We start from the raw sequence: 15,814 nt of genomic DNA on the forward strand, positions 1-15,814 counted from the left end.
CAACTACTAAATACCTCATTTATATAAATTAGACTATGAAAATAACAAGTTATAATCTAAAAAAAGTTTGCTTATAGTCAACTAGTTATTTAAATTTCATACTTTTTTCACAATTTAAACAAATAACTATCGATAATTATAGCAATACACTGTATAAATATATATTAATTTGAGTTAAGCTATACAAATAAAATCATTTGCAAGATATTGTATAGAGCTTGGGCTACTTATTTAGTAGATTAGTACTGCTTTTGACTTGTGTCATAACCTCTACTCGAGTAAATGATTAAATAATGAGACATTTTTAGAGGGTATCTCATGCGACGCGATCCGATTACTTTATTTGATAATGGCACCCATAAGTGTGTCTGTTTTGATAACCTTGTTACAGGTGGTGGTGTACAGTCTAATCAGTTTGTGATTTTAGACGGTGACCAAGCTATCCTTCTTGATCCAGGTGGAGATTTAACATATACCACTTTAACATTAGAGATTGCTAAGCATTTAGCCCTTAAAGATTTGACTTATATCTTTGCATCTCACCAAGACCCCGATATTGTGGCATCTTTAGATAAATGGTTATTACATACCAATGCTCGGGTTATCTGCTCTAAATTATGGGCTCGTTTCTTACCTCACTTAGTGGCCAACTATCTTTCAAATAGCCATGGCATTAATACTTATGAGCGTATTATCCAATTACCTGATGCTGGCGGTGCCATTCCTTTAGGCGATAGTAAGTTAATGGCTGTTCCTGCGCATTTCTTACACTCTGAAGGTAATTTCCAAATCTATGATCCTGTGAGTAAAATTTTATTCTCTGGTGACCTAGGCGCATCTATTGTAGATGATGCAGAGCCTATTACAAACTTTGAAGAACATTTACCAAACATGCTTGGCTTCCACCAACGTTATATGATTAGTAACAAAATTGGTCGCTATTGGGCAAACATGGTTCGTGGTTTAGATATTGAAATGATGGTTCCACAACATGGCCGTCCATTTAAAGGCAAAGAAATGGTTAATAAGTTTATCAATTGGTTTGAAAACTTAGAGTGTGGTGTGGACTTAATCACTCAACAAAACTATGTTCTACCAAAAATATAGTTAAACCCAATATAAAAAAGCTGCTTAAATAAGCAGCTTTTTTATTACCTATAATTTATTATTGCGCATATTTCTTAGTTGTTTTTCAAGTACTTCTGCATAAGGCTCTAACACTCGCTCAATACAGAATGTATCTGCTGGATTAGCTAATCCTCTAATCTTAGCTAAAATCTCTACCCTCTCATCACCTGCCACAGACTGATCCATTAATAATAGATTACGACTATGGTCAACAAGCGACCGAGCTAATTTTACAGTCGTATTATCTAATAACTCTTGGGGTGTTAAACCTAATAAATCAGTTCCCTGTGCCAGAGCTATTTGTAGCAATAACGTGATATTTGTATCCGCCAATTCAACTTGTAACTCATGGCTTAAACCACGCATTAATTCACCACAACATATCGCATGTGTTAAATAAGTATCTGTATCATTACCACGCCCATGAAACAATACTAAACTACTACCATCATTTAATGTATGTATTTCACCCTTATAGATACGTACGGTTTGATCTAAACAATCACGATAACGTTGTAATAAATTAATTAATCGCTCTTTAGATAATAATTTTAACTTATCCTGTCCACCTAACCGTATATACAATACTGCAGTTTGTGTAGGTTGTTGCATAGTCACACCACTTTCTAATTCTTCTTTATCTGCTGGCACTGAATCACTAATAATAGGTATATCTGCCTCAGCAATGACTGAGCGATCAAAACTGGCAATCTCATCAAGAAAAGCCCGATCAAAATTACTATCTGTTAATTCATCTTCAGTTTGTCTAATATTAATCAGATCATGTTCAACCACCTCAATAGGTTCAGGCTCTAACTCTGGTTCAATAAATTGCGCATAATATGCTTCAATATCTTCAACAGCAATTAATTTAGCTTGTAACTCTCTAGCTAAATCACCTATTTCATCTTGTCGATCGCTGGCAGGTACAGGCATAACAGGATCTCTTACCCATTCTCGTAATTGAGTAACCGGTGTAGTAATTTTACGACCTAATCTAAATATAAAAATTAATACAATAACCAGTAAAATACCTGCAATAATAATGGCACGCTCAACACTCACCACCCAAGGCAATTGAAATTGCTGATGATTTAATCTTAAACGTAATTCAACATCTGGCTGCTTTTGGATAGCTAACCTTTCTTTATACAAATCTGTTTTATTGGTGTGAGAAAATTGTTTTAGACCAGCCCGAAACAATTCATTACCTTCACCATCATAAATCCCCACATCGGCAACCAATGGATTTTTAGCTAGTGATCCTAACAAAATATTCAGCCCCAACTTATCATCAATGGCTAATAACTCTGCTGCCCTTTCTGCAGTCTGAGTTAATAAACTTTGTCCCACTGCATCCGCTTGTTGACGCATAGAAAGCTTAAATTGATCATTAACTAGCCAAGCATAAACACCAAAGGCAATAGCTAACACTAGCAAGCATTGAATAATCAAACTAGCAACAAGAGAAACTCGTTTTTGTCGTATTGTTTGGTTGGAATATAAAAAAAGATTGTCTTTTTTAGCATGTTGTTGCTGTTTCACAAGCAAAACTCTTTTAAAAATAGGAATATATTAGTATAACTAGCGTTTTTTTTTGGGGAAAGCCCTTAAACAAGTTAAAATAGTAAAAATTTGTGCTTTACAGTGTTGGAGATTGTAGATTGCGTGAAATTATTTTAATTAATATTACTGGAGAAGACCGTCCTGGGCTTACTGCAGCAATTACTGGTGTGTTAGCTGCTGGAGGCGCACAAATTCTTGATATTGGCCAAGCCGTGATTCATAACACGTTATCTTTCGGCATTTTAGTAGAACTTCCTGATAATAGTGACTCTAATGTGCTCAAAGATGTATTATTCTGTGGCTATGAACTCGATCAACAGGTACGTTTTACACCTATTTCTGAACAAGATTACCAAGTATGGGTGGCTGGACAAGGCAAACCCCGTCATCTTGTAACTTTATTAACGCGCAAAGTTACTGCCGAACAATTATGCAGAGTTAGTACTATTACAGCTGCACATAATCTTAATATTGATCATATCGACCGCTTATCTGGTCGCATTCCCTTAGGTACTGCACCAGAAAATAGTAAAGGTTGTATTGAATTTTCAGTACGTGGTGATGCAAATATCAGTGCATTAAAAGCTGAATTTCTAAAGGTTGGTGCGGAGCTGGGTGTTGATATTGCTTTCCAACAAGACAGTATTTATCGCCGTAATCGTCGCTTAGCTGTATTTGATATGGACTCAACACTTATTGAAGCAGAAGTTATTGACGAATTAGCCAAAGCTGCAGGTGTCGGCGACCAAGTCTCTGCCATTACTGAACGGGCAATGCGTGGGGAAATTGATTTTAAAGAAAGCTTTAAAGAACGTTTAGCATTACTCAAAGGCTTATCTGAATCTGTGTTAGAGGAAATTGCAGATAATCTTCCACTTACTGAAGGTGCAGAAAATTTATTTGATGAGCTTAAAAAGTTAGGTTACAGAACAGCAATTCTTTCTGGTGGTTTTAGTTACTTTGCTAATAAATTACAGCAAAAACTAGGCATTGATTATGTTTATGCCAATGAACTACAAATAGTAGATGGAAAATTAACGGGTGTAGCTATTGAACCTATTGTAGATGCTCAAAGAAAAGCAGACCTGTTAAAAGATTTAGCTCTAAAAGAAAACATTAGTTTAGAACAAACTATTGCAGTTGGCGATGGTGCAAATGATTTACCTATGCTTGGTATTGCAGGGCTAGGCGTTGCTTTCAGAGCCAAGCCTCTGGTTAAACAATCTGCTAAACAAGCTATTTCTACCTTAGGGTTAGATGGTATTTTATATTTATTAGGTTATCGTGACAGAGAAGCTCAAGAGCAGCCTATTAATTAATAAAATAAATCTCGCTATTTAACAGGAATCTTCAAGATAATTGCTAATCCTATAAATAACAAGATAAAGTTGTATGTTGTTTTGCAATACCATTGTAGAATACTTATCCATTATTCTACCGTGATTGTGAGTTTTACGAGTAAGTTGGTTACCCCGAATGTATCGCATGATTAGTATTAAATACACTTGTTTACCTAACAGTCTATTTACTAATCCACTCACGTTAATAATTAAACTATTGCCGTGAAAACAGGAGCTTTCAATGCCTGACTATCGTTCCAAAACATCCACCCAAGGCCGTAATATGGCGGGTGCTCGTTCCCTATGGCGTGCCACAGGGATGAAAGATGATGACTTCAATAAGCCAATTATTGCTGTCGCCAACTCATTTACTCAATTTGTTCCAGGGCATGTTCATCTAAAAGACCTTGGACAACTGGTCGCTCGTGAAATTGAGAAAGCAGGTGGTGTCGCTAAAGAATTTAATACCATTGCTGTTGATGATGGTATCGCAATGGGGCATGATGGTATGCTCTACTCTCTACCAAGCCGAGAAATTATTGCCGACTCAGTAGAATACATGGTAAATGCACATTGTGCAGATGCCCTAGTATGCATCTCTAACTGCGATAAAATTACTCCTGGCATGTTAATGGCTGCTTTACGTCTTAATATTCCAGTAGTTTTTGTTTCTGGTGGCCCAATGGAGGCTGGTAAAACCAAGTTAGCAGACCATAATCTAGACTTAATTGATGCCATGGTAATTGCGGCTGATGATAACTATTCAGATGAACAAGTGGCGGAATATGAACGTAGCGCCTGCCCTACCTGTGGCTCTTGCTCTGGGATGTTTACAGCCAACTCCATGAACTGTTTAACAGAAGCACTCGGTTTATCACTACCTGGCAATGGCACTACACTAGCAACCCATGCTGATCGTAAACAGCTTTTTGTTAATGCAGCCCATCTAATCGTAGACCTTTGTAAACGTTATTACGAACAGAATGATAGCTCTGTATTACCACGTAATGTCGCTTCATTAGCTGCTTTCAAAAATGCCATGACACTTGATATTGCCATGGGCGGCTCTACCAATACTATTTTACATTTACTAGCTGTTGCCCAAGAGGGCGAAGTTGCTTTTGATATGAAAGTCATTGATGAACTTTCTCGTCAAGTACCTCAACTTTGTAAAGTTGCTCCCAATGTACAAAAGTATCATATCGAAGATGTACATCGTGCTGGTGGTATTTTTAGTATTCTAGGTCAATTAGCTAAAGCAAAATTAATAGATACTTCTGTTAACACAGTACATAGTAAAACCTTAGCTGACGCTATTGCTCAATGGGATATCAGCCAAACTGACGATGAAACTGTTCATACATTCTTTAAAGCAGGCCCTGCTGGCATTCGCACAGAACAAGCTTTTAGTCAATCAACCCGTTGGCCTAGCCTTGATTTAGATCGCGCTAATGGTTGTATCCGTGATCTTGAACATGCTTATTCTAAAGACGGTGGGCTAGCTGTGCTATATGGCAATCTTGCGGAAGACGGCTGCGTAGTTAAAACAGCGGGGGTAGATGATTCTATCCTACGTTTTGAAGGAACAGCTCATGTATTTGAAAGCCAAGATGCTGCTGTTAAAGGTATTTTAGCTGATGAAATAAAAGCTGGTGACGTAGTAGTTATTCGCTATGAGGGTCCTCGTGGTGGCCCAGGTATGCAAGAAATGCTTTACCCAACCAGTTACCTCAAATCAAAAGGTTTAGGTAAGCAATGCGCTTTATTAACTGATGGTCGTTTCTCTGGCGGCACATCTGGCTTATCCATAGGACATGTCTCACCAGAAGCCGCCTCAGGTGGCAATATTGGTCTTGTACAAAACGGTGATAAGATATTAATTGATATTCCTAACCGCTCTATCCAACTACTTGTTAGCGACGAAGAGTTAGCTAATCGTCGTGCTGTACAACAACAAAAGGGTTGGAAACCTGCTGCTCCTAGAGCAAGAAAAGTAAGTACAGCGCTTAAAGCTTATGCTTTATTAGCGACCAGTGCAGATAAAGGCGCTGTACGCAATAAACAACTACTAGATAATTAATTTAATACAACCATCCTATATCAAGGTATAGGATGGTTTATTCCCTCAACCAGCATACCAATGCTAATTCTCTGCTCACTAAACCAACCTTGCGGTACTTCTAAAGCATACCTAATAGGCTGCATTGCACACACATGACTAAGGCTCTCTGGCTGTAATTGCTCAATTTGCAAAACTCGATAATGTTTATCAATAAAAGCCAGTGATAATGGAACATAGGTATTCTTCATCCAAAAACAAGGCATTGAATCTTCATCTAAATAAAACAACATACCTTGTCCCGCTTCCAGACTTTTACGAAACATTAACCCTTGTTGACGCTGCTTATCCGTAACAGCTAATTCTGCCTGTAACTGCACCCCATTAATTGTTAATAAATGCTTATCAAAAGTAAGCTGTTTATTATCTGCTACTACTATTTGTGATATGTTTCCAAGAACAATAATCAACAAATACTTTACTAATTTCATTACTTATCAATCCTATTATCATTTATAAATTATTATAAAACATACTTTGCAATAAATTTCGGCAATATAATAGCTATTTTGATATAATTCATTCTTTTAAATATGTTCTTTCATGCCATAATAAACAACTATTGGCATTAATTATATTTTGGGAGGAATTATGGCTTGGAATGAGCCTGGTAATTCAAATAACAACGATAATGATAAAGACAAAAATCGCGATCAAGATCCTTGGGGCAAACCACCTAAAAACAATGGCGGTAACGAAGGACCTCCAGATCTTGATGAGGCTTTACGTAAAGTCAAAGATTCTTTTAACAAATTCTTAGGCGGTAAAAAACCTTCAAATAATAACTCAGGTAGAAATAATGGTGGTGGCGACTTTGCAATCCCCATACTCCCTATTGTCTTGATTATTATTGTAGTTATTGTAGGATTTTGGCTTTCTAAGGCAATCTATGTAGTAGACCAACAAGAAGAAGCTGTTATTTTACGTTTTGGTAAATACCACGATACTGTCAAACCTGGCTTACATATCTATTTTCCTCCTATAGATACTAAGTTTCAAGTCAATGTAACAGCAGAACGTTCCTACAGCAAGCATGGTCAAATGTTAACCAGTGATGAGAATATTGTTGAAATTCCACTCACTGTTCAATATCGTATTATTGATTTAGAAAAATTCGTTCTAAAAAATGATGCACCTGAGCAAAGTTTAGAAAATGCTACTGATAGTGCATTAAGGCAAGTAGCTGGCTCAACTAATATGGATGATATCCTTACCAGTGGCCGTGAAAAAATGGCGGGTGATATTCAAGAAGAATTAACTAAAATGCTTGAAAAATATGAAACAGGCATACAAGTGACTCAAGTTAATATCCAAAGTGCCACCGCACCATCTGATGTTCAATCTGCTTTCGATGATGTAATTCGTGCCCGTGAAGAGCAACAAAAACTAAAGAACGAGGCGGAAACCTATCAAAATGGTATTGTTCCTGATGCTCGAGGTGAAGCAGCACGTATTGAGAAACAATCTACTGGTTATCGTGAAGCTATTGTAGATAGAGCAACAGGGGAAGCTATTCGCTTTGAAAAACTACTGGAGGCCTATCAACAGGCACCAAAAGTAACTAGAGAACGTATGTACCTTGAAACTATTCAAGAAATACTAACAAAAACGAGTAAAATCCTAGTCACAAGTAAAGATGGACAAAGCCAATTGCTTTATCTTCCTATAGATAAATTAATGAATAATCAGCAAGCTGTACCAGCCAATAACTCTGCTACTAATAGTAATTTTAGTACTGGTATCAACTCATATACTCCAACTACTGATAGTAGTAACCAAAGACCTAGTACTACAGATTCAAGAACAAGAGGGAACCGTTAATGAGTAATAAACTACTTTTTCCTTTAGTCATTGTCTTGCTACTTGTTATTTTTGGCTGGAGTTCGCTTTATATTGTTTTACAAACGCAAAAAGGCATTTTATTGCGCTTTGGAGAAATAGAACAATCTAATTTAGAACCAGGTTTACATTTTAAATGGCCTGTAATTAATAAAGTTAAACTTTTTGATGGTCGTTTATTAACCTTAGAAACACCTAATGTGCGTTTTCTTACTAAAGAAAAGAAATCTGTTATGGTAGATGCGTACGCTCGTTGGAGAGTTTCTAATCCAGAAATTTTCTACACCAGCGTACGTGGTGAAAAAGCGATTGCTGATGAGCGTTTAGGCCGTCGTTTAGATGCCGCATTACGTAATCAATTTGGTAATAAAACCCTTAACGAATTGGTTAATGAATCTGGCGAGCTAACAGACACAAACAGTAAATCTGCCAGCGGTCGAAATGAAGTAATGGCACAAGTAACAGACTCTCTTAACAAAATGGCTCAAAAAGAACTAGGTATTGAAGTAGTTGATGTAAGAATTAAAGCCATTGATCTACCTAAAGAAGTTTATGACAGTGTATTCGCTAGAATGCGTACTGAGCGTGAACGTGAAGCTCAAAAATATCGTGCAGAAGGACGTGAGGCTGCTGAAAGAATTCGTGCAGAAGCAGATCGTCAAAAACAAGTTATTTTAGCAGAAGCTTATCGTAATGCTGAGGAAGTACGCGGTGAGGGTGATGCAGAAGCAGCAACTATTTATGCTAAAGCTTACTCCAAAGCACCAGAATTCTATAACTTCTATCGTAGCTTACAAGCCTATCGTGAAAGCTTTAAAGATAAAAACGATGTGCTAGTCCTTGATCCCAACTCCGATTTCTTCCGCTACTTACAGAAAGTTAGCGAATAATCAACAAGGGGGTGTAAAATACCCCCTTATTTATTTCTATCTATTGGAGGCCACCATTGCAGTCAGGTTTAATGATTGTACATGGCAATCACCTTGAACAACTAAGAAATCTTGCTGTAAGTTGGATGCAAGAACATCCATTACCCCCTTTAGAACCAGAAGTCATTTTGGTACAAAGTAATGGTATTGCTCAATGGCTAAAACTAGCACTGGCTGAAGATCCTATTAATGATGGCTGTGGCATAGCAGCCGCTATTAATATCCAACTACCTTCACGTTTTTTATGGCAAACCTATCGTGCTGTATTAGGTGAAAAGGCTGTAGCCAAACAATCACCTTTAGATAAAGAACCACTTACATGGCGCCTACTTAGACTACTACCACAATGCCTGAATAATCACCTATTCACTACCTTAAAACAATTCCTTGCAGATGATATTGATCAACGCAAACATTACCAACTAGCAGAACAACTAGCCGACTTATTGGACCAATACCAAGTTTATCGTTCTGATTGGCTACAAGACTGGTTACAAGGCAAAGATCAACTAAAAAATGTACATGGTAAAATAACACCCGTTCCCCAAGAACAACTCTGGCAACCTGCACTATGGCGACTCTTACTCGAAGATTTAGGTGAAGAAGTCATGCAAGGCAGCCGTGCAGGTGTACATCAACACTTTATTGAATATTGCCAACAACTTACCAAAGCACCTAAAGGTCTACCAAAGCGTATTAGTATTTTTGGTATTTCAGCATTACCTGCACAAATGGTTGAGGCACTAGCTATTTTAGCTAAATTTACCCAAGTAATGCTCTATGTACACAACCCCTGTCGTTATCATTGGTTAGATATTATTGAAGGTAAACAACTATTACACCATGAATATCGTCGCCAAAAAAAGAAAGTTAATAAACTACAAATCCAAGACCTTCACCAACATGGTCATCCTTTACTGGCAGCTTGGGGGAAACAAGGGCGTGACTATATAAACTTACTCGATAGCTACGACGATCCAGAAAGTTACCAACAACGTTTTGGGATTATCAATGAAGGCAAAATTGACCTCTATGAAGCCCCTAATACCAATACCTTATTAGGGCAACTACAGGATGATATTCTTGAGTTAAGAGCACTACCAGAAACTCGCAAACAATGGCCACCTATAAATCTTGAACAAGATCATTCAATTCGCTTCCATATTGCCCATAGCCCACAACGTGAAGTAGAAATCTTACAAGACCAATTGCTAGACTTATTTAACAATGATAAATCATTACTTCCCCGAGACATCATTGTTATGGTACCCAATATTGACCAATATACCCCCTTTATTCAAGCAACCTTTGGCAAAATTGATAAACAAGATAAACGCTATATCCCCTTTACCCTTTCTGATCGCGGTAAAAGAAAAGTAGAACCATTACTTATAGCACTGGAATATCTTCTACAACTACCTGATAGCCGATTTGCTGTTACTGATATATTAGATCTACTAGATGTACCAGCCATTCGTAATCGTTTTAATTGGCGGGAACAAGACTTACCTATCCTTCATCGCTGGATACATCAAGCTGGTATTCGTTGGGGACTAGATGCAGAACAAAGACATAACCTTGGCCTACCAACAACAATGGAACAAAATAGTTGGTTCTTTGGTTTACGTCGTATGCTACTAGGATACGCCATTGGTAATAGCGATACTAACTGGCAAACTATTCAACCCTTTGATGAAATTGGTGGTAATCAAGCCACTCTTATTGGTTCACTTGCCCAATTTATTGCTGTACTGGATGATATCCAACAGAAACTATCACAAAATTTATTACCTATTGAATGGGCAACCCTTCTTAGACAGCTGCTAGAGTTACTATTTGAACCTAGCAATGAAAAAGAACAAGAACTATTAACCGAACTAGCTAATCTACTGGATGATTGGTTAACCCTTTGTGAAGAAGCAAACCTAAATGAACAGTTACCACTAACCATTGTCAGAGAAGCTTGGCTAACAGGTATAGATAACGAACGTTTTACACAAAATTTTATTGCAGGTTCAGTCAGTTTTTGTACGCTAATGCCTATGCGAGCCATTCCTTTTAAAATTATTTGCTTATTAGGCATGAATGATGGTGACTACCCTCGCCCTTCAACTCATCTTGATTTTGATCTGATGGCAAAAGATTATAGGCCTGGCGATCGCTCTAGAAGAGAGGATGATCGTTATTTACTGTTAGAAGCCTTACTATCAGCCCGTAATCGCTTGTACATTAGCTGGATAGGCCGCAATATTCGTGACAATAGTGAACGCCCACCCTCTGTTTTAATTGGACAACTAAGAGACCACTTATCTAGCGGCTGGCAATTAGCTAATAGCAAAGACTTACTACATGCTCTAACCCAAACACATGCATTACAACCTTTCAGCCGTCGTTATTTTCACAATGATAATAACTGGTTTAGCTATGCACAAGAATGGGCTGGATTATACCAAGAAAACCATACATTAACTGATGAGCAAAAACTTGCTATCTTTCCTGCCGATACGCCACTTACTATAGAACAACTTACCAGTTTTCTTAAACACCCTGTTCGTTACTTCTTTAACCAACGCTTAAAAGTCTCTTTTAACCAAACTAGAGAATTTATGGAAGATAATGAACCTTTTTCCCTAAATGGTTTACAACGCTATCAAATAACTGAGCAGCTACTAAAAAACTGCCTCATTTATAATCAAAATGAACAACTGACACAACAGATTTTAAGCAATAATATTGATAACCTACAACGTAGTGGACAACTCCCTATGGCAGGATTCGGGCAACAACTTGGTTTAGAACTTATTAACCAATTAACACCCTTGCTAGAACAACATCGCTTACTGATAGCACCTTATCAACAAATAACAGCTCCATTGCCTATTAACTATCAATACCAAGATATTCATTTACAAAGCTGGTTAAATAATCTTTATCAAATAAATGATGAAAACTTATTAAACTGTTTTACCTTACCTAACACCTTGCTTAATGGTAAAGATTATAAGTGGCAACAGCTAATCGCCCCTTGGGTTATACAACTAGCTGCTAATAGTTGCAATATACCGCTACAAACGCTTGTGCTAGGTTTAGATTGCTATATATCCTTAGCCCCCATGAATCCTCAACAAGCTACTCCTTTACTTAACTCACTGCTCACCAGTTGCCAACAAGGAATGCAACAACCTCTTCCTGTTGCTATTAAAACTGCCTTTACCCTATTATCTAAAAACAACTTAGACTTAGTTCAAACAGCTTATGAAGGTACAGAATATACACTAGGTGAGTGCCAACAAAGTGCGGTACTAGTAAGGCAATATCCAAGTTTTGAACTACTCAACCAACATCAGCAATTTGAGAAATGGGCAGAAAAACTTTATCAGCCGATTTACCAAGCAGATTGGCAACTCTCTACCTATTAACAAATAAGTTAATTTAAATTTTTGTTATTTTTACGCTCTATTAATATTTTATCTATATAATAGTTAAGCTATTTTATAAGGTGAGTCACTATGTACTATATAAAACAACTAATAGCAGGGGCCCAAATCCTTTTTGTTGCATTTGGAGCAATGGTACTAGTTCCCTTATTAACTGGACTTAATCCTGCTATGGCGCTTCTTGGTGCCGGTGTAGGTACTTTACTATTCCAGCTTATTACTAAAGGCCAAGTACCTATCTTTTTAGGATCATCCTTTGCCTTCATAGCACCAATTAGTTATACCATGTCTACATGGGGTCAAGGAGCTACACAATTTGGCTTATTTGCTGCAGGTTTTACCTATTTTATTTTTGCATTAATTATCAAATGGCGAGGTATTAGCCTTATTGATAAATTGCTACCTCCTGTAGTTATTGGTCCAATTATTATGGTCATTGGTTTATCTGTTGCAGTAACCGCCTCCAATATGGCAATGGGACAAGTGGAAGGTTCAACCATAGGCTACTACCAAGCTATCACATTAGCTGCTATTTCTTTACTCACCACAATCATCGTATCTATCTTCGGGCGTGGTATGTTCCGCCTTATTCCCATTCTTTCAGGTGTAATTGTAGGCTATGTTACTGCAATAATTATGGGTTTAATTGATTTTCAGCCAATCGTTGATGCCAAATGGTTTGCCGTTCCAGAGTTTCACTCAATAGAAGTAAATTGGTACGCAGCTCTCTTTATGCTACCTGTTGCTATTGCTCCCATTATCGAACACATTGGTAATGTGATGGCCACTGGCAATGTAACAGGCGAAAACTATACAAAAAAACCAGGATTACATCGCACCCTAACAGGAGATGGCATTGGTGTTTGCTTTGCAGGCTTAATTGGTGGACCACCAATTACAACCTATTCAGAAGTAACTGGTGCGTTAATGATTACTCGTAATTTTAAAGTTATTATTATGACCTATGCAGCCGTTCTAGCTATTGGTTTAGCTTTCTTCGGAAAATTCAATGCTATCCTTCAATCTATTCCTAAACCAGTTATGGGGGGCATTATGGTACTTCTCTTTGGTACTATTGCCTCTATTGGTTTAAAAACTATTATTGATGGTAAAGTAGACCTATCTATTCCCAAAAATCTTGTAATAGTCTCAGTAGTATTAACTTGCGGTATAGGTGGACTAACTCTGAAAATAGGTGCATTTAGCTTAGTAGGGGTAGGATTAGTTAGCATTTTAGCTATTATCCTAAATCTTGTACTCAAACACTCAATAACAAATGTTGATTAATCAAACAAAAACTAATTATGACTCTGTAATGTAGAAATAATTTTATCTAAAATATTATTGCCTAATTTAAACCAGCTACTTTTAACTCTTGGTATTCATCAAAAGCAAACTGATCTGTCATTCCACTCACATAATCTTGAATTAAACGACAACGAAAATATAATTCTTTTATCTTTAATTCTTCGTCATTATCTAAGCTAATTACTGCCTTATAATAGGACTTAATATGCTTTTTAGCCAATCTGTACACTAGATGAACTAATAATTTATCTTTTGTCTTAATTTTTATATCATCATCCTTAACTATTTTTTCTACAATATTAAAAAAATCCACATAACTCGCTTTTAAAACAGGTAGATAACATTCTAACAACCCAGTAATAATTTGATATCCTTTTAACTCCAATGTTCTTACCTCATGATGGCAAAACACATATTTAATTGCTATTTTTTTAAGCACTTGAGTAAGTAAACTCTCAATGCCCTCCATTTCCATTAATGCTTTATTCAAAGTACCATTATAAATTTGATCAATATTATTAACAAATTGCTTAGCTGCATACTTAACTAAGACTTGAATTAAGGTCGCTCTAAACTGTACAAAAAAACTACCTACTTCATCCATATGGCTATATGGATTTTTAGTAATATAATCTAAAACTTCTTCTATTGTTTTATTAGTAGTTTGATAGCCTTGTAAAACTTCAATCTTTTCATCAGAATCAACATACTTAATAAACAGTTCCTTTAGCATAACTATGTCCAATATTCCTTTTTCAACAGCATCTTCAATATCGGCCAAACAATAAGAAATATCATCTGCTGCCTCCATAATATAAGCGAAGGGATGTCTTCTATTTTCTAATATTAATTCTTCTTTTAAATTATCAACTAATTCTTTTTCTGACCAATAATAACCACCTTTCTTATAAAGATAACTCAGTGGATGATCATCAAAGCTTTCTTGGGAATATACTGGCTTAATATATTTCATTAAACTAGCTAACTGTACATAAGTCAAATTTAATGATATAACATTAGAAACTAATCTTATTGCCTGCGCATTGCCCTCAAATTGCTTTAGCTCAAACATTAGCTGATCTGCAAGCTCTACTATTTTATAGCCATCTATTGTTGAAAAGATTGCATCAATATTTTTTTCAAACCATTGATTAATCGCATATTCACCAAAATGACCAAAAGGGGGATTACCAATATCGTGCATTAAACAGGCCATTTCAACTATTGTTTCTATATGTTGTTCAAGACCATATAATCCATATTTATCAAGAAGTTGTTGCTTAGATAATTCATCGAAAATAGTTTTAACAATATACCTACCTGTTTGTTGAACTTCTAAAGAATGGGTTAACCTACTTCTGACTGCTGAATTCTTTTCTAATGGAAAAACCTGTGTTTTTTGCTGTAATCTTCTAACTGCTGCTGAATTTATAATTCTTCCACGATCACTCTCTAATTGACTAGCTACTTTATAAAGATAAATATCCCTGTCTCTGTCTCTTTCAAATTTCCTACTAAACAGTCTATTAATAGAAATCTTATTAATAAAATCTATATTTGACATCCCTTACTCCATTTCCAAATCTTTAATAGCAAAGAATTACAGTGAATATTTTTCCAGCTAGCATCAACCTAACCACATTTGGACTATTTTATATTTCTTAAATCAAAATCATAAGCATAAAAGAATCATGCTATATAGAATAATACTCATCCTTAATATTTTCTAAATTCAAATGGTTAAATATCATTCAATATATCAGTTAAAGTAATTTAAGAATGAGTATTATAGTTGGATTCCAGCATAGAAGGTAAGAAGTTACTGTAATCTAATATAGTATTTTTAATGACTTTAACCAGCCATCTAATATTTTCTATTTATTATTAAATTTATCTGTAAATAAAAAAGCCCCATCATATAAGTTTATGATGGGGCTTTTGTTTAGGAGCTTGAGGATGACCTACTCTCACATGGGGAGACCCCACACTACCATTGGCGATACGTCGTTTCACTACTGAGTTCGAGAAGGATTCAGGTGGTTCCAACGCTCTATTTTCCTCAAGCAATTCTTTATGGTGAGAAGGTTCTTGGTTATCTTACCCCATCACCCAAATCAGATATGCTTTTGTATGCTGTAAAGATTAATC

At 36.3% G+C, this 15,814-nt stretch carries 10 protein-coding genes and 1 rRNA gene; 7 read left to right on the forward strand and 4 right to left on the reverse strand.

The annotated features are described in order from the left end of the window. Positions 1-318 precede the first annotated feature (318 nt). Positions 319-1,107, forward strand: a complete 789-nt coding sequence (locus tag MTZ49_RS02640; RefSeq protein WP_264746858.1) for an MBL fold metallo-hydrolase — start codon at positions 319-321, stop codon at positions 1,105-1,107. A 48-nt stretch (positions 1,108-1,155) separates the two neighbouring features. Here MTZ49_RS02640 and MTZ49_RS02645 read toward each other — a convergent pair whose 3' ends face one another. Then, entirely contained in the window at positions 1,156-2,673 is a 1,518-nt protein-coding gene (locus MTZ49_RS02645; RefSeq protein WP_264746859.1) for a histidine kinase, read from the reverse strand. A gap of 119 nt (positions 2,674-2,792) precedes the next feature. Between MTZ49_RS02645 and serB the strand changes: the two genes are divergently transcribed. Then, positions 2,793-4,013, forward strand: a complete 1,221-nt coding sequence (gene serB / locus MTZ49_RS02650) for a phosphoserine phosphatase SerB (protein ID WP_264746860.1) — start codon at positions 2,793-2,795, stop codon at positions 4,011-4,013. A gap of 262 nt (positions 4,014-4,275) precedes the next feature. Beyond that, entirely contained in the window at positions 4,276-6,114 is a 1,839-nt protein-coding gene (ilvD, locus tag MTZ49_RS02655) for a dihydroxy-acid dehydratase (RefSeq protein WP_264746861.1), read from the forward strand. Positions 6,115-6,134: 20 nt separating this feature from the next. Here ilvD and MTZ49_RS02660 read toward each other — a convergent pair whose 3' ends face one another. Further along, entirely contained in the window at positions 6,135-6,584 is a 450-nt protein-coding gene (locus tag MTZ49_RS02660) for a DUF192 domain-containing protein (RefSeq protein WP_264746862.1), read from the reverse strand. A 160-nt stretch (positions 6,585-6,744) separates the two neighbouring features. On the opposite strand from MTZ49_RS02660, the gene hflK reads away from it, so the two are divergent. The 4 genes from hflK to MTZ49_RS02680 all read left to right on the forward strand — a co-directional run bounded on the left by hflK (position 6,745) and on the right by MTZ49_RS02680 (position 13,645). Further along, positions 6,745-7,974, forward strand: a complete 1,230-nt coding sequence (hflK, locus tag MTZ49_RS02665; RefSeq protein WP_264746863.1) for an FtsH protease activity modulator HflK — start codon at positions 6,745-6,747, stop codon at positions 7,972-7,974. Then, positions 7,974-8,882, forward strand: a complete 909-nt coding sequence (gene hflC, locus MTZ49_RS02670) for a protease modulator HflC (RefSeq protein WP_264746864.1) — start codon at positions 7,974-7,976, stop codon at positions 8,880-8,882. The genes hflK and hflC overlap by 1 nt, the downstream gene beginning before the upstream one ends. Before the next feature lie 71 nt (positions 8,883-8,953). Then, positions 8,954-12,340 carry an exodeoxyribonuclease V subunit gamma gene (recC, locus tag MTZ49_RS02675; RefSeq protein ID WP_264747816.1) on the forward strand — a complete coding sequence of 1,129 codons (3,387 nt, stop codon included), beginning with the start codon at positions 8,954-8,956 and terminating at the stop codon, positions 12,338-12,340. A 90-nt stretch (positions 12,341-12,430) separates the two neighbouring features. Beyond that, a complete protein-coding gene (locus MTZ49_RS02680) occupies positions 12,431-13,645 on the forward strand; it encodes a uracil-xanthine permease family protein (protein ID WP_264746865.1) in 1,215 nt (404 codons plus the stop codon). A gap of 61 nt (positions 13,646-13,706) precedes the next feature. Here MTZ49_RS02680 and dgt read toward each other — a convergent pair whose 3' ends face one another. Beyond that, positions 13,707-15,230: a dGTPase gene (gene dgt, locus MTZ49_RS02685; RefSeq protein ID WP_264746866.1), complete on the reverse strand. Its 1,524-nt coding sequence runs from the start codon at positions 15,228-15,230 to the stop codon at positions 13,707-13,709. Between the two features lie 384 nt (positions 15,231-15,614). Next, positions 15,615-15,730: ribosomal RNA gene (rrf, locus tag MTZ49_RS02690) — 5S ribosomal RNA — on the reverse strand. Positions 15,731-15,814 lie beyond the last annotated feature (84 nt).

This window comes from Entomomonas sp. E2T0, assembly GCF_025985425.1.
Taxonomy (GTDB): domain Bacteria; phylum Pseudomonadota; class Gammaproteobacteria; order Pseudomonadales; family Pseudomonadaceae; genus Entomomonas.